Here is a 19,571-nt window from a genome sequence, read left to right as displayed (position 1 = left end):
GGCCCCACGGTAGGCCATGCCTCTCGACCCGGTCAGGGCTGCTCAGCCCTGTGGGAAGCCGGGGATCTCCTGCGGGGTCCCGAAGGCCACCACGCCCGGGCCGAAGACCTGCCGGATCCGGGACTCGCCCGGGCCGGCGATGCGCAGGAAGCGCTTGGCGTACTCGACCGCCTCGTCGATGTCTCGGCACTCCATCAGCGCCCAGCCGCCGATCAGTTCCTTGGCCTCGGCGTAGGGGCCGTCGAGCACGGTGGCGTCACCGGATGCGTCGAGCTGCACGCGGGTCTCGGTGGCGCTGGGTGCGAATCCGCCGGTGGCCAGCAGCACGCCGGCCTTGGTCGCCTCCTCGGAGAACCGGCCCATCTCGGCCATCAGCTCCGGGGTGGGCGGCGGGGTGGGGACGGAGTCGTCGCCGGTCGCGTACATCAGGTACTGGGGCATGGGGTGCTCCTTGTCTCGGGTGGCCTCGGCCACGGGTGCCGGCCGGAACCATCTTCCGGGCCGCTCGACAACGCGTCGATCGGGCCCCGCCCGGAATCGACAGCATCGACGTCCGGATCCCGAGTTCACCCGTTCGGCGCAGCTCGTGCATCAGGCGCTGCGGCGGATCCTCTCCTGGTGATGACCGCACCGCAGGTGATCGAACTGCGCATCCACGGCGTCAGCGGGACGCCGCCGGACCAGCTGCTGGACGCGCCACTGGTGCGTCAGGTCGCGGGGGACGAGCGCACCCGGTTCTTCCGGGCCGTCGATCCGGCCGGGCAGGAGCTGCGCGGGCCGGACGGCGAGATCGTCGAGGCCTACCACTGGGGACAGTTGACCTCCGGCTCGTGGAAGACCGCGTTCTGGCTGCTGTCCGTGCCGTTCGGCCTGGTCAATGCCGCCCACTTCATGCTGCCGGCCGCGCGGTCCGGGATGTCCAGGATGCTCCGGGTGGTCGCCGAGGCGGCGCTGCGCGGACTCGGGATCCTGTTGACCGTCACGCTGACCCTGGCCGTCGCCGAGGCCGGGATCGACCAGCTGGCCTGGCAGTGGATCCGCAGCGGCACCGACCCGGTGTGCACCACCTCGGGATGTGCCCGTGGCTGGATCATCGCCGCGATGGTGCTGACCGGGGCGTTGGTGCCTTTGCTGATCTGGTTCGGCGGCGGCGGCTCGCGTCGGGTGCGCTCGTCCGGGGCCGGATCGGGACCTCCGGTGGACGACCCGCTCGCCCGCACCAGCCGGTTGGCCGCCGACGAGTTCGCCTACGGCGACAACGACACCTTCCGGCTGCAGCTGCTGCACGCGGCGGCCTCGTGCGGGGTGGTCGGTGTGCTCGGCGGCGCCCTGGCCGGCTCCGGACCGCTCGGCACCGGGTCCTGGATCGTCCTGGGCGCCGCGGTCCTGTTGGTGGCGGTGACCGGGAACCCGTTGCACCGCAATCGCTCCCGTGACCTGCGGCTGAGTGTGCTGAGTTGGCTGCTGCTGGTGGCCGGGGTGGTGGCGGCGGTCGGCGCGGTGATCACCTTGGCCCGGGTGTCGTTGCCGGAGCGGCCGGATCCCGCCGGCCCCGGTGTGTTCCCGGGGTTCCGCGACCTGGTGCTGCCGCTGATGGCCCTCGCCCTGATGGGGATGCTCGTCCTGCTGCTGGCGACCGGGCTGCTGGCCGCCGCGACGGCGGGGGAGGCGGGCGCGGCGCCGGTGCGGCGGTACCTGGCCGGGATGGGCGCGGCGGTGGTCGCCCCGGTGGGCGTGCTGCTGGGCGTCGGCTTCGGCGCGGCGCTGGTCTACGGAGTGAACCGGGTGCTCGGGCTCGGCGCCGGCGGTCCGGAGTTGCCGGCGGTGTTCGTCCGCACCGCGCACGCGTGGGGACTGACGGCGCTGCTGGTGGTGGTCATCGGGCTGGTTGTGATCGCGGTGAAGCTGGCCTCCGGCCGTCGGCTGCGGGCCGAGGTGGCCTGGGCGCAGCAGCCGGCCTTCTTCGGCACGGCCAAGGACCCGGACGACCGCCGGACCGCCGAGGCGTCGTCGATCCGGGGGCTCGCCACGGCCTGGTTCCTGGCCCGGCTGAAGTACGTGGTGCAGGCGGTGCTGGCGGTGTTCGCCGCGGCCGGGATCGTGCTGACCACGGCCGGCGCGGCGGGAACGGTCGCGGCGCCGTGGAGGGGCGAGGTCGTGCCGGGGTGGGCGGGCTGGCTGGAGCCGGTGAGCCGGTGGATCCGCAGTCCGGCCTTCTCCTGGTTGACGGCGCGCGAGCCGGCGCCGGAGACCCCGGACCCGATGGCGGTGCTCGGCACGCTCGTGCTGCTCGGCGTGGGGCTCGGCCTGCTGTACCTGGGTCGGGCCGGGCTGCGGGCGCAGGGGGTGCGGCGGGGCGCGAACGTCATCTGGGACGTGATCGCCTTCTGGCCGCGCGCCGCGCACCCGCTGGTGCCGCCGCCGTACACCGCCCGGGCCATCGACACCCTGCGCCGGCGGATCCACCACCACCTCGGTGCGGACCCGGACACCGGAGCAGGACTGCCGGACGGCGACGACGTCCGGCTGGTGCTGGCCGCACACAGCCAGGGCAGTCTGCTGACCGTCGCCGCGCTGACCCGGTTGTCGCCGGCGGTCCGGAAGCGGTTGTCGCTGCTGACCTTCGGGTCGCAGCTGCAGTTCGCCTACTCGCGGGCGTTCCCGGCATACGTCAACGAGCGGGTGCTGCGCGAGGTGCTCGTCGGGCTGCGGCCGTTGCAGCCGGGCGGGCCGGTGACCGAGCCGGAGGGCTGGATCTCGCTGGTACGGGAGACGGACCCCATCGGCGGGCCGGTCTTCTCCTACGGCCGGTCGCAAGGCGGGACCCCGACGTCCCTGCGGTGGCTGGGCAGTGCTGGTGCTGGTGCTGGTGCAGGTGGTCCCGAGGCGGCGCGGGTGGCCGACGAGCTGCGGCGGGATCCGCCGGTGCGGATCTGCGGCCGGGAGGTGGTCCTGCTCGACCCGGTGCCCGTCGATCCCATGCTCGCGCCGACCGCCGGCCCGCTCGGGCACGGTTCCTACTACCGCGATCCCGTCTGGCCGGCTGTCGTCCGCTACCTCTCCGACCGCCGCCTCGATGCCGATTGGCCGGCGTACCCGCCGGTCTGAGGGGGTGGGCGTTCCAGCTGGAACGTGGGGCGGGGTGTCGGTGCCTGTCGTTGCGGTCCCTTCAGTGACAGTGAGTGTGGCTGAGGGGACCCGGAAGTCGGGACCTTGCGGTTCGTGGGTGGCCGGTCGGGGTGAACTGCGCCCCGGACGAGGTTCGGAGTCGTGGCGGGTTCGGCGGCCGGGCGGATGTGGCCGACGGGCCAGGGAAGGCGCCGAAAGGGAGGTGCCACTCTTCACGGTCCTTTCAGCGACAGTGAGTGTGGCTGAAGGGACCCGGAAGTCGGGACCTTGCGGTTCGTGGGTGGCCGGTCGGGGTGAACTGCGCCCCGGACGAGGTTCGGAGTCGTGGCGGGTTCGGCGGCCGGGCGGATGTGGCCGACGGGCCAGGGAAGGCGCCGAAGGGAAGGTGCCACTCTTCACGGTCCTTTCAGCGACAGTGAGAGTGTGGTTGAGGGGACCGGGAAGTCGAGTCCGGTCGGGACGGGCCCGGGCGGCCGACCCCTCACGGATCGCCGACACGCGTTCCAGCTGGAACGTGGGAACCAGGACCCGGGCGTGGGTCGCGACCCCGGCGGGAACCGGCGTGCTCGTGCAGGATGCGGAGATGACCGACCGGAACCGTCGCCGACCCGGAAGAGGTGGCACCTGGCCGCGCAACGAGGGTGGGGAGGGCGACGAGGCGGAGGCGCCGGCGCACATCCGGATCGGCAACCGGATCCTGGAGTGGGCGGAGACGGCCGTCTACATCGGCATCGCGATCCTGCTGGTGGTCACGGCGGTGTCGCTGCTGGTTGCGGCCGTCCGGGAGACCGGCAGCATGTTCGCCGGCGACGCCGCCAACGGCAACGCGGCGGTCGCGGTGCTCGATCTGCTGCTGCTCATCTTCATCGTGGTCGAGTTGCTCTACGCCGTCCGGACGACCATCGCCCGCCGTGAACTCATCGCCGAACCGTTCCTGATCGTCGGCATCATCGCCTCGATCAAGGAGATCGTGGTGCTGTCGGTGAAGGCGGCGGAGGACGTCGGCAAGGGGGCGGAGTTCTCCGACTCCATGCGCGAGATCGCGATCCTGGGGGCGCTGGTCCTGGTACTGGGCCTCACCGCCTGGCTGCTCCGCCGCAAGGAGCGCGAGCCCGACGAGGGCCGCAACGCCGACGAGGAGGACGCCGCCAAGGCCTGACCCGGACCGGGCAAGGGCAGCCTTCCGTTTGCCGGCGGCGGGTGTCGGGGATCGCCACGGCATGAGTCCACACCCGCACGGCACCGCCCCCGCCGACAGCGACTCACGGCGGATGACCCGCCCGGGTCCCGATCGTGGCGTGCACACCGTGCTGACCATCAACGGCACCCGGCACGAGTTGACCCTCGACCCGCGGACCACGCTGCTGGATGCCCTGCGTGAGCGCCTGGATCTGACCGGGTCGAAGAAGGGGTGCGACCGCGGGCAGTGCGGCGCATGCACAGTCCTGGTCGACGGCCGCCGGGTGAACAGCTGCCTGTTGCTGGCGGCGAGCGCCGCCGGCAGCGAGGTGACGACGGTGGAGGGGTTGGCCGACGGTGACCGCCTGCACCCGGTGCAGCAGGCGTTCCTGGACCACGACGCATTCCAGTGCGGCTACTGCACACCCGGTCAGATCTGCTCGGCGGTCGGTGCGTTGGCCGAGCTGGCCGAGGGCCGGCCGAGCGCGGTCACCCCGGACGTCGCCGCGGAACCCCGGTGGGAGGCCGCCGAGATCCGGGAGCGGATGAGCGGAAACCTGTGTCGGTGCGGGGCGTACGCGCACATCGTGCCGGCGGTGATGGCCGCCATGGACCGTTCGGCCGGTGGCGCCGAGCCCGCCCCGCCCGCCGAGCCGTCGCCGGGGGTCCCGGCGCAGATGGACGGGGCGAACCGATGAGGACCTTCACCTACGAACGTCCCACCGACCTGGAGCAGGCGGTCGCGCTGGCCGGCCGGTCGGGGGCGCGCCTGCTGGGTGGCGGCACCAATCTGGTCGATCTGATGAAGTTGGGAGCGGAGGAGCCCGACATCGTCGTCGATGTCTCGCACCTGCCGTTGACCGGGGTGGTGCGGGACGATCACGGCGGGGTGGACGTCGGCGCCATGGTCCGGAACAGCGACCTGGCCGCCGACCCGGTGGTCCGTCGGTACTACCCCGCCTTGGCAGAGGCACTGCTGGCGGGGGCATCGGGCCAGCTGCGCAACATGGCCACGACAGGCGGGAATCTGCTGCAGCGCACCAGGTGCGGGTACTTCATGGACGTCGGCAAACCCTGCAACAAGCGGGACCCGGGATCGGGCTGCCCGGCCCGCAACGGCGAGCACCGCATGCTCGGCGTGCTCGGCACCTCGACCTCCTGCATCGCCACCCACCCCTCGGACATGGCCGTGGCGCTGGCGGCGCTCGATGCCGAGGTGGACGTGCAGGGCCCGGCCGGCCGGCGCCGGTTGTCGTTGGAGGAGCTGTATCTGCTGCCCGGTGACACCCCGCAGGTGGAGACCACGCTGCGGGCCGGGGAAGTGGTGACCGGCATCCACCTCCCGCCGCTGGTGGACGGCACCCGGTCCACCTACCGGAAGGTGCGCGACCGGGCGTCCTACGCGTTCGCGGTGGTCTCGACCGCGGTCCTGGTCCGCTGGGACGGCCCCACGGCCGTGGACCTGCGCATCGCGCTCGGCGGCGTGGCACCGCGCCCGTGGCGGGCGCGGACCGCGGAGGCGGTGCTGCGGGGTACCGCGCCGACGACCGACTCGGTCGTCGACGCCCTGAATGCCGAGTTCGCCGCTGCGGACCCGCTGCCGGACAACGCGTTCAAGGTGCCATTGACCGTCCGGCTGGTGGCCGACACCTTGGGCGGACTCGCCGGGGGTGCCCGATGACACGCGCCGAGCTGCGTCGCCCGCACGCTGTGGGATCGGCGTACGAACGGGTGGAGGGCCGTGACAAGGTCGTCGGAGCAGCCCGGTACGCGGCGGAATTCGTCCGCGACGAGGCCTGCCACGGCTGGATCGTCGGGTCGACGGTCGCCCGCGGCCGGATCACCGAAGTCGACACCGCGACCGCCGCCGCCGTCCCCGGGGTGATCGACGTGCTGTGGCACGGCAACGCACACCGGCTGACCGAGGTGGACGACGCCGAGTTGATGGTGCTGCAGGACGACCGGGTGCAGTACCACGGTCGTCCCGTGGCGGTGGTGATCGGACGGACCCTGGAAGCCGCCCGGGCCGGAGCCGCGGCCCTGCGCATCGACTACGACGTCGAGCCGTTCCACGTCCAGCTGTCCGCCCATGACCCGGATCTCGTGGTCCCGGACGAGCTCAATGCGGGCTTCCCGACCGACACCGAGTCCGGCGATGTCGAGGCCGGGCTGACCCGGGCGGACGTGGTCGTCGACCAGGAGTACCGGACGCCGCACCTGCACAACGTTCCGATGGAACCGCACGCGACCACCGCCCGATGGGACGCTGCGGACCAGGCCACGGTGTACGACTCGACGCAGAACAGCTCCGAGGTGAGCCGGACCGCGGCACAGGCGTTCGGGCTGGGAGCCGGGGCGGTGACCGTGCACTCGGAGCACGTCGGCGGTGGGTTCGGTTCAAAGGGGACGACCCGGCCCAACGTGATCCTTGCCCTGCTCGCCGCCCGGCTGGTCGATCGGCCGGTCACCGTCACACTGACCCGCGAGATGACCTTTCATCTGGTCGGCTACCGCACGCCGACGATCCAACGGGTCCGCCTCGGTGCCACGGCCGCAGGTCGGCTGACCGCGATCGTGCACGAAACGGTCGAACAGAGCTCGCGGCTGCTGGACTTCGCCGAGCAGACCGGTGAATCCACCCGGCACATGTATGCGGCGCCGGCCCGGCGGGTCACACACCGGCTGTCACGCCTCGATGTGCCCACCCCGCGCTGGTTGCGCGCACCCGGGGAGGCGCCGGGAATGTTCGCGGTCGAAGCGGCGATGGACGAGCTGGCCGAGCAGCTCGGCCTGGACCCGGTCGAGCTGCGGATCGCCAACGAGCCGGAGACCGACCCGGACAGCGGGCTGCGGTTCTCGAGTCGGCACTACGTCGAGTGCCTCCGGGAGGGCGCGCGGCTGTTCGGCTGGTCCCGGCCGAGGCCGCAGGGGACCGGTCCGTGGCGGGTCGGCCGCGGAGTCGCCGGTTCCACCTACCCGGCCTACCAGCAGCCGAGCTCGGCGCGGGCGACCGCCCGTGCCGATGGCACCTTCGACGTGGAGATCGCCGCCGCCGACATCGGCACGGGTGCGCGCACCGTGCTGCGCCAGATCGCCGCCGATGCCCTGCAGGTCCCGATCGACCGGGTTCGGATGCACGTCGGGTCCAGCGCCCTGCCGCAGGCGTCGGGCGCCGGGGGCTCGTCCGGCACTGCCTCCTGGGGTCGGGCGGTGACGCGCGCGAGCGAGCAGTTGTGCGACCGGCTGACGGCAGTCGGCGGCGCCGTGCCGTTCGACGGTCTGTCGGCGGAGGCCGACACCACCGACGAGCTCTCGGCACAACCCGCGCTGGCCCGGTTCGCCTACGGTGCACAGTTCGTCGAAGCGCGGGTCAACACGATCACCGGTGAGGTCCGGGTGCCGCGGGCCCTGGGCACGTTCGCCGTCGGCCGGGTGGTCAACCCGCGGCTGGCCCGGTCGCAGTTGATCGGCGGGATGACGATGGGTCTGTCGATGGCACTGCTGGAGGAGGGTCGGTGGGATCCGGCGTTCGGCGACACTGTCAACGACAACTTCGCGGACTACCACATCGCCGCCAATGCCGACATCGGTGACATCGACGTCCACTGGCTCGACGAACAGGACGACCACCTGAACCCGATGGGCTCCAAGGGCATCGGGGAGATCGGCATCGTCGGGACCGCGGCCGCGGTCACCGCCGCCGTCCACGACGCGGTGGGCGTGCGGATCCGAGACCTGCCCGTGCGGCTCGACAAGGTGCTGGCCGCTCTGTGACGCGCTCGTTCGGGGGAATCCTGACCGTCGCGTCCCGACCGCACGGACCGCCCGGAAGATCCTGAGCGGACGGGCACGTCCCCCCGCCGGTCGCACCCACCCTTCGGCTCGACAGCGTTCGCGCGACGAACACCGAGAGTGATCAGACGCATGCATTGCGTCGAACTCGATCATGATGGCGGAGGCGATCGGCATTAGTCTGAATGCGTGACCACACCCGTGCCGGACAACGTCCGGCGTACCCGGATCGTGTGGCTCGTCGTCGGGATCGTCGTGCTGGTGGCCGCTGCGACCATCGGCATCGTGAGACTGCCATCGGCTCAGAACACCGAGAGTCCAGACGCGGGTGCGGCGGGGGCCGCGACGCCGACCGGTACGACCGCGAGCCCGGCCACTACCGCCGCCACCACCACGGCCGACACGGCAGGACAGGTCACGAGCTACGGCGGTCACGGATCCGCGGTCGCGGGCACCCGCAGCGGCGGCGCCGCACCGGCGGTCACCCGGTCGAGCCCGGCACAGCCGTCCGACGACACCCCTCGGGTCGACGCCGCCACCGGCGAGTTGTTGGACTGGGAAGGCCCGCTGCACACCGAGGGCTCCACGATCCTGGACGTAAACGACCGCCCGGTGCGGATCCGGATGGCGAACTGGTTCGGCCTGGAGATCACCGACTGTGCCCCGCACGGCCTCTGGCAGATCTCGCTGGACCAGGGCATGGCCGAGCTCGCGGCGTTCGGGTTCACCACCGTCCGGGTCCCGTGGTCCAACGAGTGTCTCGACAAGCCGGCCACGTCCTTCGATCCCGGGCTCAACCCGGAGCTGACCGGCCGCACCGGCATCGAGGTGCTGGACGCGGTGGTCGCCGCCGCGAAGGATCACGGCCTGACCGTGCTGCTGGACCGGCACCGTCCGGACGTGAACACCCAGTCCGAGCTCTGGTACACCGACACCGTCTCCGAGCAGCAGTGGATCGACGACTGGGTGCGCGTGGTCGAGCGGTACGCCGACGACACCACGGTGATCGGCGCCGACCTGCACAACGAACCGCACGGCGCCGCCTGCTGGGGCTGCGGCGACCCGGCCCGCGACTGGGCCGCGGCCGCGGTGCGCGGCGGGAATGCGGTGCTGGCAGCGAATCCCGACCTGCTGATCGTGGTCGAGGGGGTGGAGAAGCCCGGTGACGGCAGCACCACCTGGTGGGGCGGTGGGCTGTCCGATGTTGCGACTCACCCGATCTCGCTCTCGGTCCCGGGTCGGCTGGTCTACTCCCCGCACGACTACCCGTCGACGATCTGGCCGCGGGACTGGTTCGACGACCCGGCCTACCCGGCCAACCTGGCACCGTTCTGGGACCGGAACTGGGGTTTCATCCAGCAGCAGGGCATCGCCCCGGTGCTGCTCGGCGAGTTCGGCAGCAAGCTGGAGACCGAGTCCGACAAGGTCTGGATGGCCACCCTCGTCGAGTACCTCAACACCAACCGGATGAGCTTCGGCTACTGGGCCTTCAACCCGAACAGCGGTGACACCGGCGGCCTTGTCCAGGACGACTGGATCACCCCGGAGACGGCCAAGCTGCAGATGCTGGCGCCGTTGCTGGGCAGCGAGCCGGATCCGCAGGTGCCTGCCCCGGTGACGCCGGCAGCGACCACTGCGACCACTGGCGCGGCCACCACAACGGCAGCCACCGGGGCGGCGGAGGGGCCGGACGACGCGCTGTCGATCGGCTGGAAGCAGCCCTCGACCTGGGGCACCGGCTACACCGTGCAGCTGGAGATCACCGCGACGGTCGGGGTCACCGGCTGGTCGGTCAGCTGGCCGGACGGCCACGCGATCGGCGTCGCCGACCCCTACGGGATGAGCTGCGCCGCGGAGATCGGGGTGATCACCTGCACCGGTGCGGACTGGGCGGGAGCCCTGGGTGCCGGGCAGTCGGTGACCGTCGGCGTGCAGGTCAACGGGGACGGGACCGCGCCGGAGTCGCCGCCGCTCACCGTGCACACCTCCGTCTGATCCCGGCGAGCCCGTCCCGGGCGGATCGCCCCAACGGAGGAAATCCGGCACAGAACCGGACGTCCCGGACATCCGTCCCCCACGGCCCCGGCGAAGGTGGAATGCTTCCGGACGATGCCCGCCCCACTCGGAACTGCCTACTGGCGTCTCTGGGGATCCTCGGGGCTGTCGAACCTCGCCGACGGCATCGTCAAGCTGGCGCTGCCGCTGGTCGCGATCCAGTACACCCGCTCGCCCGCACTGATCGCCGGTCTCGGGTTCGCGATGACCCTGCCCTGGCTGGTGTTCGCGCTGCAGGCCGGCGCCATCGCCGACCGGGTGGACCGGCGCCGGGCGATGCTGGTGGCCAACACCGTGCGCGTGCTGGTGCTCGGCCTGCTGGTGGCCACCCTTGCCCTCGACATCGGATCACTGCCGCTGCTCTACATCGCGGGTTTCGCGATCGGCATGGCCGAGACGCTCTACGACACCTCGGCGCAGTCGATCGTGCCGCAGATGGTGGCGCCCGACCAGCTCTCTCGCGCGAACGGCCGGCTGTACGCCGTGGAGCTGACGGCCAACCAGTTCGTCGGGCCGCCGCTGGCCGGCCTGCTGCTGCCGATCGGCACCGCCGTCGCCGTGCTGGTCCCCGGCGGTCTCTGGCTGCTGGCGCTGGTGGTGCTGGCCTGGGTGCCGGGATCCTTCCGGGTGGTGCGGGAGGGCCCGCGGACGACACTGCGGGCCGACATCGCCGAAGGGCTGCGCTTCCTCTGGGCGCGCCCGGTGCTGCGGGCGCTGGCGCTGATGGTCGGCGCCTTCAACTTCACCACCAATGCCGCGTTCACGCTGATGGTGCTGTACGCGGTCGGGCCGGACTCGCCGATGCGGCTGACCGAGTCCGCGTACGGGTTGCTGCTCACCACCCTGGCGATCGGCAGTCTGGCCGGCTCGCTGGTAGCCGAGCACGTGGAGCGGCTGCTCGGCCGCGGCCGGGCGCTGGTGGTGGCGCTGCTGTTCGGGATCCTGATGCTGGCGGTCCCCGGGTTCACCACCAACCCGTGGGTGATCGCCGGTTGCTGGTTCCTCGGCGGCTTCGGGGTGGTCATCTGGAACGTGATCACCGTGTCGCTCCGCCAGCGGATCACCCCGGCCCGCCTGCTCGGCCGGCTGAACAGCGCCTACCGGCTGTTCGCCTGGGGTCCGATGTCGGTCGGCACCGTCGTCGGCGGACTGCTGGCGCAATGGTTCGGCATCCGGTCGGTCTTCCTGATCATGGCCGGATCGTTGCTGCTCGCCACGCTGGCGGTGGTGCGGGTGGTCAATGAACGGACCATCACCGCCGCCGAGGAGCAGGGCCCGGATCAGCCGACGAAGTAGGCCGGGTCGTAGTCAAACCCGGGCTGGATCTGCAGCACCAGGTCGTCCTTGGCGGCGAGGCCGAACCCGATGTCGAAGGTCGAGGACTTGCCGTCCAGCAGCTTGCCCGTGGGCGAGCCCTCGAGCTTGTTCGCCGAGTCGAAGATCTGGTCGCCCTCGGTGGAGCCGCTGATCGCGTCGGCCAGGAACACCGACTGGTCGAAGGCCGCGCCGGTCTTGTTCGCGATGGTCACGGTGAACCGCAGGTAGACCTTCGCGCCCTCGACGGTGGCGTACTCGGACGGGGTGAACTCCTTCGGCGCGGACACCGACACCTCGAGACCGTCGGTCCAGCTGAAGCCCTCGCCGAACTTGGCCTGGTCCTTCGCCGGCTCCCCGGTGGGCTCCGGGGCGGTCCCGGTGCCGGCGGCCTCGGCGCCGCGCGAGGTGAAGAACGCCTCGTCGTAGTCGTAGCCGGGGGAGACCTCCAGCACCAGGTCCTTCGGGTCGGCCACGCCGAACGCGATGGTGAAGGTGCTGCTGCGGCCGTCCAGCACGCCGGTGGACGGGAAGCGGATCCCGCCGCCGGAGTCGAAGACCTGGTCGGACTCCTCGCCACCGCTCTGCACGGTGAAGTACAGCGAGCTCGGGTCGAAGGTGACGCCGCTGTCGTTCTTCACCGTCACCGAGAAGGCCAGGTAGGCCTCGGCCGGGTCGGCGCTGGCGGTCTCCGACGGGGTGTAGTCCTTCGGCGCCGCGACCGACACCGACAGTCCGTCGGACCAGGTGAAGGTGCCGCCGAACTTGACCTCACCGGATGCGGAGGGGCCGTCGGTGCTCTCCGTGGTCTCGGTGGTCTCCGTCGACTCCGTGGTCTCGGTCGACTCGGTGGATTCCGTGGTGTCGGTGGATTCCGTGCTCTCGGTCGATTCCGTGGTCTCGGTCGATTCGGTGCTCTCCGTTGACCCGGTGGTGCTCGTCCCGGTGGTCGGCGACGGCACCGAGGTGGTCGGCAGGGCGGCGCCCGGTTCGGTCGCGGCGGTCCCGGAGACACTCTTCGCGCACCCGCCGACCAGCAGCGCGGCCGCGGTGAGCAGGGCGACCGGAACGGCCGATCGCAGCGCCGGGCGCCGCGCGGACTGGGGGCGAATGGAGGTCCTCACACCCGGAAGGCTAGGCCACTCCGGGGGAGCGCACGGTCGTTCGGCGCGATCAGGTGCGCTTCTCGCGCCAGGCCCGCTCGAACGGCAGCCGCCACGCGTTCGGTGCGACGAGCTGGTGGATCGCGTTCGGCCCCCAGGTGCCCGGCGGGTACGACTTGACCGGCGGCGGGTCCTCCAGCAGCGGGATCGAGCGCTCCCAGAGCGACTCGATGCCCTCGGCGGTGGTGAACAGGGTGTGGTCGCCGCGCATCGCGTCCAGGATCAGCCGCTCGTAGGCCTCGAGCACGTCGCCGGCCCGGTCGGTCTCCTGGGTGGAGAACTGCATGGACAGCTTGTCCAACTTCATGCCCGGCCCGGGGCGCTTGCCGTAGAAGGACAACGACACCTTGGACGAGTCGGCCAGGTCGAACGTCAGGTGGTCCGGGCCCTGCGACCCGACCCCGGAGCCCTGCGGGAACATCGTCCGCGGCGCCTCCTTGAAGGCGATCGAGATGATCCGCTGGCCCTCGGCCATCTTCTTGCCGGTGCGCAGGTAGAACGGCACCCCGGCCCACCGCCAGTTGTCGATGCCGACCCGCAGCGCGATGAAGGTCTCGGTGTCGGAATCCCTTGCGACACCTTCCTCCTCGCGGTAGCCGGAGTACTGCCCGCGCACCACGTCCGCGGGCAGGATCGGCAGCATCGAGCGGAAGACCTTGTTCTTCTCCTCGCTGATGGCGCGCGGCTCCAGGGCCGTCGGCGGCTCCATCGCGACGAACGCCAGCACCTGGAGCAGGTGGGTGACCACCATGTCCTTGTAGGCGCCGGTCGACTCGTAGAAGTTCGCCCGCCGGTCCAGGCCGAGCGTCTCCGGGATGTCGATCTGGATGTGGTCGATGAAGTTGCGGTTCCAGATCGGCTCGAACAGGCCGTTGGCGAAGCGGAACGCCAGGATGTTCTGCGCCGCCTCCTTGCCGAGGAAGTGGTCGATCCGGAAGATCTGCGACTCGCGGAACGTCTCGTGGACGAAGTCGTTGAGCTTGATCGCGCTGCCCAGGTCGGTGCCGAACGGCTTCTCCATGACCACCCGGGAGCGGTCGACCAGGTTCGCCTTGCGCAGCATGGTGATGACCGCCTCGGCGGCCTTCGGCGGCACCGACAGGTAGTGCAGCCGGCGCACGTCCTCGCCGAGCTCGACCTCCGCCTTGGACACCACCTCGGCGAGCGCCTTCGGTCCGGCGCCCTGCGCGACGTAGTGCAACTTCGAGGCGAAGCTGGCCCACTGTTCGTCGGACAGCGGGTGCGTGCCGAAGTCGGCCACCGCCTGCTTGGCGACCTCGCGGAACTCGTCGTCGGTGAACTCCTCCAGCGAGGTGCCGACGATGCGGATGTCCGGGGCGAGGGCGGACAGCTCGAGGTGCGCCAGCCCGGGGATCAGCTTGCGCCGGGCGAGGTCGCCGGTGGCGCCGAACAGCACGATGACGTGCGGGTCCAGCGCCTCGTCGCCACGCCGGTGCGGTCGGGCTCCGGGAGCGGGGTAGGCGATCGTCTGCGGTTTGGTCTCGGCCACGGGTTGAATCGTGCCACCGATCTGTGACGAGCACATGGCCGTGGGTGTCCGGGGCGTGGCCACCCGATGGCGTGCACGGCGCGCGATCGGTGTTCCGGCGGCCGGTCCGCTCTGCCAGGATGCCCCGGTGGGGCGGCGGACGGTGCTGGTGGGTGGGCCGCTGCTGGCCGTCCTGCTGCTGGTCGGCGTGGGTGCCGGCACCTGGGCGGTGTGGTCGGAACAGCCCGACGGGCCGGCCGCGCAGCGGTGGCTGCCGAGTGCCCCGGTGCGCTGGTCGGGCCTACCGGACGACACCCGCGGGTTCAGCGGGGTGTGGTCGGTGGTGGTGGCCGGCCGCCCGGGCCCGGCCGCCCGACCCGATCGGGCGCTCCTCGCCGCCGGCGGCCACGACTCCGCGGCGCCGCCGGACGGACTCGTCTCGGTCACCGAGTCGCTCGCGGCGGCGACCGCTGCCGGCCCGGACAGTAGGAGCAGCAGCAGCCGGACCGATCTCGACCTCGACGCCGCCGGGGTGCACACCACTCGCTACGAGATCGACGGCGAGCCGGTCGATCTCGTGCCGGCGGAGCTGACGCTGCAGGAGGGTGCGGTCCTCGGGTCGACCTGGAGCTCCGAGTCGGTGCTGAGCGCGGCGTCGCTCGGGAACTACCTGGAGCCGCGCGGCACACTGCGCAGCACCTTCACCGTGATCGCCGCCGACAGTGGGTGTCTTGACGTCGCCGCGGAGCACGAGCAGGTGCCGCCGGACGGCGGTGACCCGATGACCTCGCGGGGCACCGACCGCTGGTGCCCGGGTGGCTGGCGCACCCGGTTGACCGTCGACGACCTCGCACTCGCGGTGCCCACCCCGGAGCAGGTGCGGGACGCGCTGGTCTTGTTCGACCGGTCGACCGGTGGTGAGCGTCCGGGAGTGGTGAACCCAGCGGCCCCAGGGTCCCCGCCGGGGGCCGAGATCACCGACACCTGGCCGGCTTTCGGGCAGCAGCTCGCGACGAACCTGGTGGTCGCGCCCGGTGCCCGACCGCGGGTGGTGGCCGCCGACGCCGGGGCCGGTGAACTGCGGGCCTGGGACGAGTCCGGGGTGCTGGTCTGGGCCGCCCAGCTGCCGGACGGGGTGCGGGTCGATCCCGTCGCGACGTCCGGCGGCGCCGTGGTGGCGGTGGACGCGACCGGCGGGGTGTGGGCGTTCGACACCGCCTCCGGTGTGGTGCGGTGGCAGCAGGCGGTCGGCGGGCACGCGACCCGGGTGGCGGTGTCCGGGGACCGGGTCGCCGTCGGGTTCTGGGACGGCCGGGTGGTGGTGCTCGACGCTGTCGACGGGACTCCGCGTGGCACAGCGGATCTCGGATCCCCGGTGCGCGGACTTGTCGCCGACGTCGCCGGTACCGGGTGGTGGACGACCGCGGAGGACGGTGGCTGGCGACATGTCGACCTCGGCGCGGTCGTCGGGACGACCCTGGACGTCGGCGCAGTGCGCTGGGACGGCGCGCTCGCCGCGGTACCGACGTCCGGTGGGGAACTGGTGGTGGCGGCCGCGGCCGACGGTGCCGTGCTGCGGCGGTTGGTCGCGGCGGACGGCGCGGTGACGGTGCTGCTCGATGTGCGGCCGGCCGGTCCCGGAGGGTCCGGGGCGGCCCGGGTGACGCCCGGTCCGGACGGGACGGTGCTGGCGTGGGACGGTTCTCGGGGCGCGCCGCGGTGCTCGGCGCCGACGGCACGATCCCGGTAGCGGACACCACCCGGGTGCTGTCCGCAGGGCCGATGACCGACGGGTGGCTGGCCGTGGTGGCGCCGCCCGCGACCGGCCGCGGCGCCGGCGCGACCCCCGAGGGGGCCGCGGCCGTGCTGGTGCGGCTGGATGCCGACGGGGCCGTGACCGGGGAACGGGCGCTGCCGGATGCGCCGTACGCGGCGTCCTTCTACGACGTCGGCGCGCCGGTGGCCGTCGGCGGGGACTGGTGGGTCAGCGCCTTCGCCGGCGCGGTCCGGCTCGCCGGGGAGGACGGGTGATGGCCTCCGGGCCCGGCGCCGCGGCCCGCCGGATCGCGCGGGACGCGGTGCACACCTTCGTCACCGGGCCGGTCCGGGCGAACGTGGTGCGTGCGCACGGCGGCGGGGTGCCGGCGGTGGTCGCGGTGGTGCTGGGGACGATCGGAGTTGCGGTCCCGACGGTCATGCTGGCGTTCCTCGGCCCGCTGCAGCGGTCGGCGAGCGGGTTCGGCGCCGACGGGCTGCCCGGTGCGCCGACGTTCGAGCTGTCCGGCCTGGTGCCGGTGACCCTCGCCCTGCTGGTGCTGGCCGGGACGGTCGGGCTGGCCGGGTCGGTGTTCGCCGCGCCGGTGCCCCGGGTCCTCGGCTCGGTGCTGGTGCTGGTGGTCGGCGGATCCATGTCGGCGTCGGCGCACCGGTTCGACTCCGAGCCGTTCCTGGCGGTGACCGGGGTGGTGTGCACGGTGCTGGCGGCGGCGCTGCCGTGGGTGCTCCGACCGTTGCTCGCACCGACGGCCGGCCCGCCGCCGGCCGCGGACCGGGTGCACCTGACGGTCGCCGCCCTGCTGCCGGTGTGCGCGGTGCTGGTCAGCGGCGCTGTCGTCGCCCCGACGCTGGCGGTCTTCCTGCGGCTGGACCTGTCCACCCCGGCCGAGGCGCGGCAGACCCTGGGCGTGCTGTGGCGGGCATCGGTCTCGCAGGTGCTGCCGTTCTTCGCGCCCCTGGTCTACCTCGGCGGCGCCGGCCTGGTGCTGGTCGCGGTGACCACCAGCCGGTTCCTGTCCCGGTCGGTGCGCACGGCCGGCGGCCGGACGGTGTGGGTGCTGCTCGCGGCGGTGCTGGCCCTGCTCGGCTGGCGCTGGTACCGGGTGGTCCGGGTGCGCACCGGTGAGGATCCGGTGGTCCTGCTGCTGCAGGTGCTGATCGGGGTGGCAACGCTGGCGCTCGCGACCTGGTGGTGGTTTCGGGTGGCCCGCGGTGGCGGCGCGGACGACGACGACCCGGAGGAGGGCAGCGCCCGCGGCATCCCCGTGGTGACCGTGGCGGTGCTCGCGCCGGCCCTGCTGGCCGCCGTCGCCGTGGTGCTCGCCGATCAGGTCGACGCCTGGAGTGCCGGGCCGGGCACGGTCGCCACCACCGCGTTCGGGGACGCGGCTCTCGGCGTCTCGGACTGGCTGGGCTCGACCGGCCCGGCGTTCTGGTGCCGGGTGCTCGTCGCCGGCGGCGCGGTCGGCTGGGCGCTGCTGCGGATCCGGCGGGGGCAGCCCGGTGCGCTGACCGCCTGGGTCGGGATCTTCGGCGCGCTGGACCTGATCCGCGCGGTGTACCAACAGGTCTCGGGCGAGCCGTCGCCGGCCGGGGTCGCGGTCTGGCAGGACGTGCTGGTCGTGGTGGTGACCGTCTGCGTGGTCATCGAGTGGGTCGGTCACCGGTTGCCGTCGCGCCGGTTCCTGGTGCTCGCGGCCGCCGCGCTGCTGTTCAGCGGCCTGGTCGTGCAGCAGGACTTCGCCGATGCCGGGGCGATCGGGACCGCCGTCGGGTTCCTCGGTGCCGCCGGTCCGGTGCTCGCCGCGGTCTGGGCGCTGCTGACCACCGGCGGTCACGCCGAGGGCTCCGGTACCGACGGGCTCGGCCGGTCGCTGTTGGTGCTGGGCTATCTCGGGCTCGGTGCGACGCTGGCGCTCTGGCCGGCGTTCGGCGGGGATCTGGCCGCGGTCGGGCTGGGCACCGCCGGGATCGGCGAGGCCGCCCGGGCCGCGCTCGGCGACTCGCTGACGCTGGCGATCATGGCGGCGTTCCTGGTGCGGTTGCTGCGCCGGCGTCCGGTGCCGGGGCCCGCTCCTGCACCTGCTCAGCCCGCCGGGTCCGGTGCGCCCTCCTCCTCGTCCTGATCGAACGGGTCGGGCGGGCTCAGCGCCAGGATCTGTGACAGCGCGTCGATCTCGTCCGGTCCCTTGTCCTCGCGGTAGCGCAGCACCCGGGCGAACCGCAGCGCCACCCCGCCGGGATACCGGCTGGACCGTTGCACACCGTCGAAGGCGATCTCGGCGACCAGTGGCGGATCCACGAACACGGTGGTCGACGTGCGGCGCGACTCACGGGCCAGGAACTGCTCGGTCTGCCAGGTCAGCGTCTTGTCGGTGAGCCCCTTGAAGGTCTTCCCGAGCATCACCAGCGACCCGTCGTCACCGCGGGCGGCCAGGTGCAGGTTGGACAGCCATCCCTGCCGGCGGCCGTAGCCCCATTCGGCACCGATCACCGCGAGATCGAAGGTGTGCCGCGGTTTCAGCTTGATCCAGCCGGAGTCCCGGCGACCGGCGGCGTAGGGGGTCGACAGTCGCTTGACGACCAGCCCCTCCCAGCCGCCGGTGACGGCCTCGGCGAAGGTCTCGACGAGTTCCTCGACGGTGCCGACCGTGCGCCGGGGCACCGTCATGGTGTCCGGGATCGCCGCAGCCATCACCTCGGCGCGCACCTGCAGCGGCTCGTCCAGCAGGTCCCGGCCGTCGAGGTGCAGCAGGTCGAAGGCGAAGAGCCGCAACGGTGTCCGCGCCCGGCCGGCCGCCGGGTCGGCGGAACTGGCGGTGCGGGCGGAGATCACCTGGAACGGCAGCGGACGGCCGGTGCGGTGGTCCAGCCCGACCACCTCGCCGTCGATCACCGCCGAGGTGATCGGCAACCGGGCCACGGCCTCGACCACCTCCGGCAGCCGGTCGGTGATCTCGTCCAGACTCCTGGTGTAGAGGTGGATCTCGTCACCGTTGCGGTGCACCTGCACCCGGATGCCGTCCAGCTTGGTGTCGACGACGGCCGGTAGTCCGGACTTCGCGACGGCGGCCGCCGCGTCCGGGGCCGGCGCAGCCAGCATCGGCCCGATCGGTACCCCGACCCGCAGGCCGACCTGCGCGAGCGCAGTCGGCCCGGAGGTGGCCAGCAGGGTGGCGGTGTCGGCGGTGGAACCGAGCAGCATCGCGGCCCGTTGCACCCCGGCGGCCGGGGTGTCGAAGGCGGCGGCGAGACCGTCCTGCACCAGCGAGACCAGCGCTCCCTGCCGGAGTTCGCCGAAGACCAGCCCGCGGAGGAACCCCTGCTCCTCCGCCGTCGCCCGGGCGAACAGCTGCTCGACGGCGGCGGTGCGTTGCTGTGCGGATCCGGCACCGGCCATCCCGCTGATCCGCTCGAAGGCCCCGTCGACGTCGGCGACCTGCAGGGCGGGGGTGTCGGCGGGTGGCGGCAGTTCGCCGAGGGTGGCCCAGCCGACCCCGGTCCGGCGCTGCCGTAGGGATCCGGACAGGTAGCCGACGACGAGACCGATCTCGTCCGCGTCGGCCTCGGCGATGCAGGCAGCGAGCAGGGCGCGTTTGGCCAGCCGGGACCGGGTGGCGGCGAGCCCGGCCGAGGTTTCGGCAAGCCTGGCGAGGAGCATGCCGGTCATGATG

At 72.6% G+C, this 19,571-nt stretch carries 14 protein-coding genes; 10 read left to right on the top strand and 4 right to left on the bottom strand.

The features are described 5' to 3' along the window. Positions 1-42: 42 nt before the first annotated feature. Positions 43-441: a YciI family protein gene (locus GIS00_RS12710; protein ID WP_154768821.1), complete on the bottom strand. Its 399-nt coding sequence runs from the start codon at positions 439-441 to the stop codon at positions 43-45. A 180-nt stretch (positions 442-621) separates the two neighbouring features. Between GIS00_RS12710 and GIS00_RS12705 the strand changes: the two genes are divergently transcribed. The 7 genes from GIS00_RS12705 (at position 622) to GIS00_RS12675 (ending at position 11,451) form a co-directional block, all read left to right on the top strand. Then, entirely contained in the window at positions 622-3,108 is a 2,487-nt protein-coding gene (locus tag GIS00_RS12705; RefSeq protein WP_154768820.1) for a hypothetical protein, read from the top strand. Positions 3,109-3,712: 604 nt separating this feature from the next. Beyond that, positions 3,713-4,288, top strand: a complete 576-nt coding sequence (locus tag GIS00_RS27590) for a phosphate-starvation-inducible PsiE family protein (RefSeq protein ID WP_230313524.1) — start codon at positions 3,713-3,715, stop codon at positions 4,286-4,288. A gap of 112 nt (positions 4,289-4,400) precedes the next feature. Then, entirely contained in the window at positions 4,401-5,006 is a 606-nt protein-coding gene (locus GIS00_RS12695) for a (2Fe-2S)-binding protein (RefSeq protein WP_196073296.1), read from the top strand. Continuing rightward, complete coding sequence (locus tag GIS00_RS12690) at positions 5,003-5,989, top strand: FAD binding domain-containing protein (protein ID WP_154768818.1); 987 nt, start codon at positions 5,003-5,005, stop codon at positions 5,987-5,989. The genes GIS00_RS12695 and GIS00_RS12690 overlap by 4 nt, the downstream gene beginning before the upstream one ends. After that, a complete protein-coding gene (locus tag GIS00_RS12685) occupies positions 5,986-8,082 on the top strand; it encodes a xanthine dehydrogenase family protein molybdopterin-binding subunit (protein ID WP_154768817.1) in 2,097 nt (698 codons plus the stop codon). Before GIS00_RS12690 ends, GIS00_RS12685 begins: the two co-directional genes overlap by 4 nt. A gap of 207 nt (positions 8,083-8,289) precedes the next feature. Beyond that, on the top strand, positions 8,290-10,095 hold the full coding sequence (locus tag GIS00_RS12680) for a cellulase family glycosylhydrolase (protein ID WP_154768816.1): 1,806 nt from the start codon (positions 8,290-8,292) through the stop codon (positions 10,093-10,095). A 114-nt stretch (positions 10,096-10,209) separates the two neighbouring features. Further along, entirely contained in the window at positions 10,210-11,451 is a 1,242-nt protein-coding gene (locus GIS00_RS12675) for an MFS transporter (RefSeq protein ID WP_154768815.1), read from the top strand. Here GIS00_RS12675 and GIS00_RS12670 read toward each other — a convergent pair. Beyond that, the gene (locus GIS00_RS12670) at positions 11,436-12,593 is read right to left on the bottom strand and encodes a hypothetical protein (protein WP_154768814.1); all 1,158 of its coding nucleotides are present in this window, start codon (positions 12,591-12,593) and stop codon (positions 11,436-11,438) included. The two genes, GIS00_RS12675 and GIS00_RS12670, sit on opposite strands and share 16 nt — an antisense overlap. 49 nt (positions 12,594-12,642) lie before the next feature. After that, on the bottom strand, positions 12,643-14,142 hold the full coding sequence (zwf, locus tag GIS00_RS12665; protein WP_322097905.1) for a glucose-6-phosphate dehydrogenase: 1,500 nt from the start codon (positions 14,140-14,142) through the stop codon (positions 12,643-12,645). 127 nt (positions 14,143-14,269) lie between these two features. On the opposite strand from zwf, the gene GIS00_RS28955 reads away from it, so the two are divergent. Genes GIS00_RS28955 through GIS00_RS12650 form a run of 3 tightly spaced genes read left to right on the top strand, consistent with a single transcriptional unit; the run spans position 14,270 to position 18,023 of the window. After that, on the top strand, positions 14,270-15,871 hold the full coding sequence (locus GIS00_RS28955) for an outer membrane protein assembly factor BamB family protein (protein ID WP_196073255.1): 1,602 nt from the start codon (positions 14,270-14,272) through the stop codon (positions 15,869-15,871). Beyond that, a complete protein-coding gene (locus GIS00_RS12655) occupies positions 15,814-16,152 on the top strand; it encodes a hypothetical protein (protein ID WP_154768811.1) in 339 nt (112 codons plus the stop codon). Before GIS00_RS28955 ends, GIS00_RS12655 begins: the two co-directional genes overlap by 58 nt. Continuing rightward, positions 16,152-18,023, top strand: a complete 1,872-nt coding sequence (locus GIS00_RS12650; protein ID WP_154768810.1) for a hypothetical protein — start codon at positions 16,152-16,154, stop codon at positions 18,021-18,023. The genes GIS00_RS12655 and GIS00_RS12650 overlap by 1 nt, the downstream gene beginning before the upstream one ends. Here GIS00_RS12650 and GIS00_RS12645 read toward each other — a convergent pair. Continuing rightward, complete coding sequence (locus GIS00_RS12645) at positions 17,984-19,558, bottom strand: ATP-dependent DNA ligase (protein WP_154768809.1); 1,575 nt, start codon at positions 19,556-19,558, stop codon at positions 17,984-17,986. The two genes, GIS00_RS12650 and GIS00_RS12645, sit on opposite strands and share 40 nt — an antisense overlap. Positions 19,559-19,571: the final 13 nt, after the last annotated feature.

Origin of the sequence: Nakamurella alba (assembly GCF_009707545.1) — a bacterium.
Lineage (GTDB): Bacteria > Actinomycetota > Actinomycetes > Mycobacteriales > Nakamurellaceae > Nakamurella > Nakamurella alba.
Note: the sequence above shows the minus strand (reverse complement) of the source record. Positions and strands in the feature narration are given on the sequence as shown.

Bases quoted from the DNA above. Each gene is read 5' to 3' on its own strand.
- GIS00_RS12710 (WP_154768821.1), bottom strand. From the start codon at position 441: ATGCCCCAGTACCTGATGTACGCGACCGGCGACGACTCCGTCCCCACC.
- GIS00_RS12705 (WP_154768820.1), top strand. From the start codon at position 622: ATGACCGCACCGCAGGTGATCGAACTGCGCATCCACGGCGTCAGCGGG.
- GIS00_RS27590 (WP_230313524.1), top strand. From the start codon at position 3,713: ATGACCGACCGGAACCGTCGCCGACCCGGAAGAGGTGGCACCTGGCCG.
- GIS00_RS12695 (WP_196073296.1), top strand. From the start codon at position 4,401: ATGACCCGCCCGGGTCCCGATCGTGGCGTGCACACCGTGCTGACCATC.
- GIS00_RS12690 (WP_154768818.1), top strand. From the start codon at position 5,003: ATGAGGACCTTCACCTACGAACGTCCCACCGACCTGGAGCAGGCGGTC.
- GIS00_RS12685 (WP_154768817.1), top strand. From the start codon at position 5,986: ATGACACGCGCCGAGCTGCGTCGCCCGCACGCTGTGGGATCGGCGTAC.
- GIS00_RS12675 (WP_154768815.1), top strand. From the start codon at position 10,210: ATGCCCGCCCCACTCGGAACTGCCTACTGGCGTCTCTGGGGATCCTCG.
- GIS00_RS12650 (WP_154768810.1), top strand. From the start codon at position 16,152: ATGGCCTCCGGGCCCGGCGCCGCGGCCCGCCGGATCGCGCGGGACGCG.
- GIS00_RS12645 (WP_154768809.1), bottom strand. From the start codon at position 19,558: ATGCTCCTCGCCAGGCTTGCCGAAACCTCGGCCGGGCTCGCCGCCACC.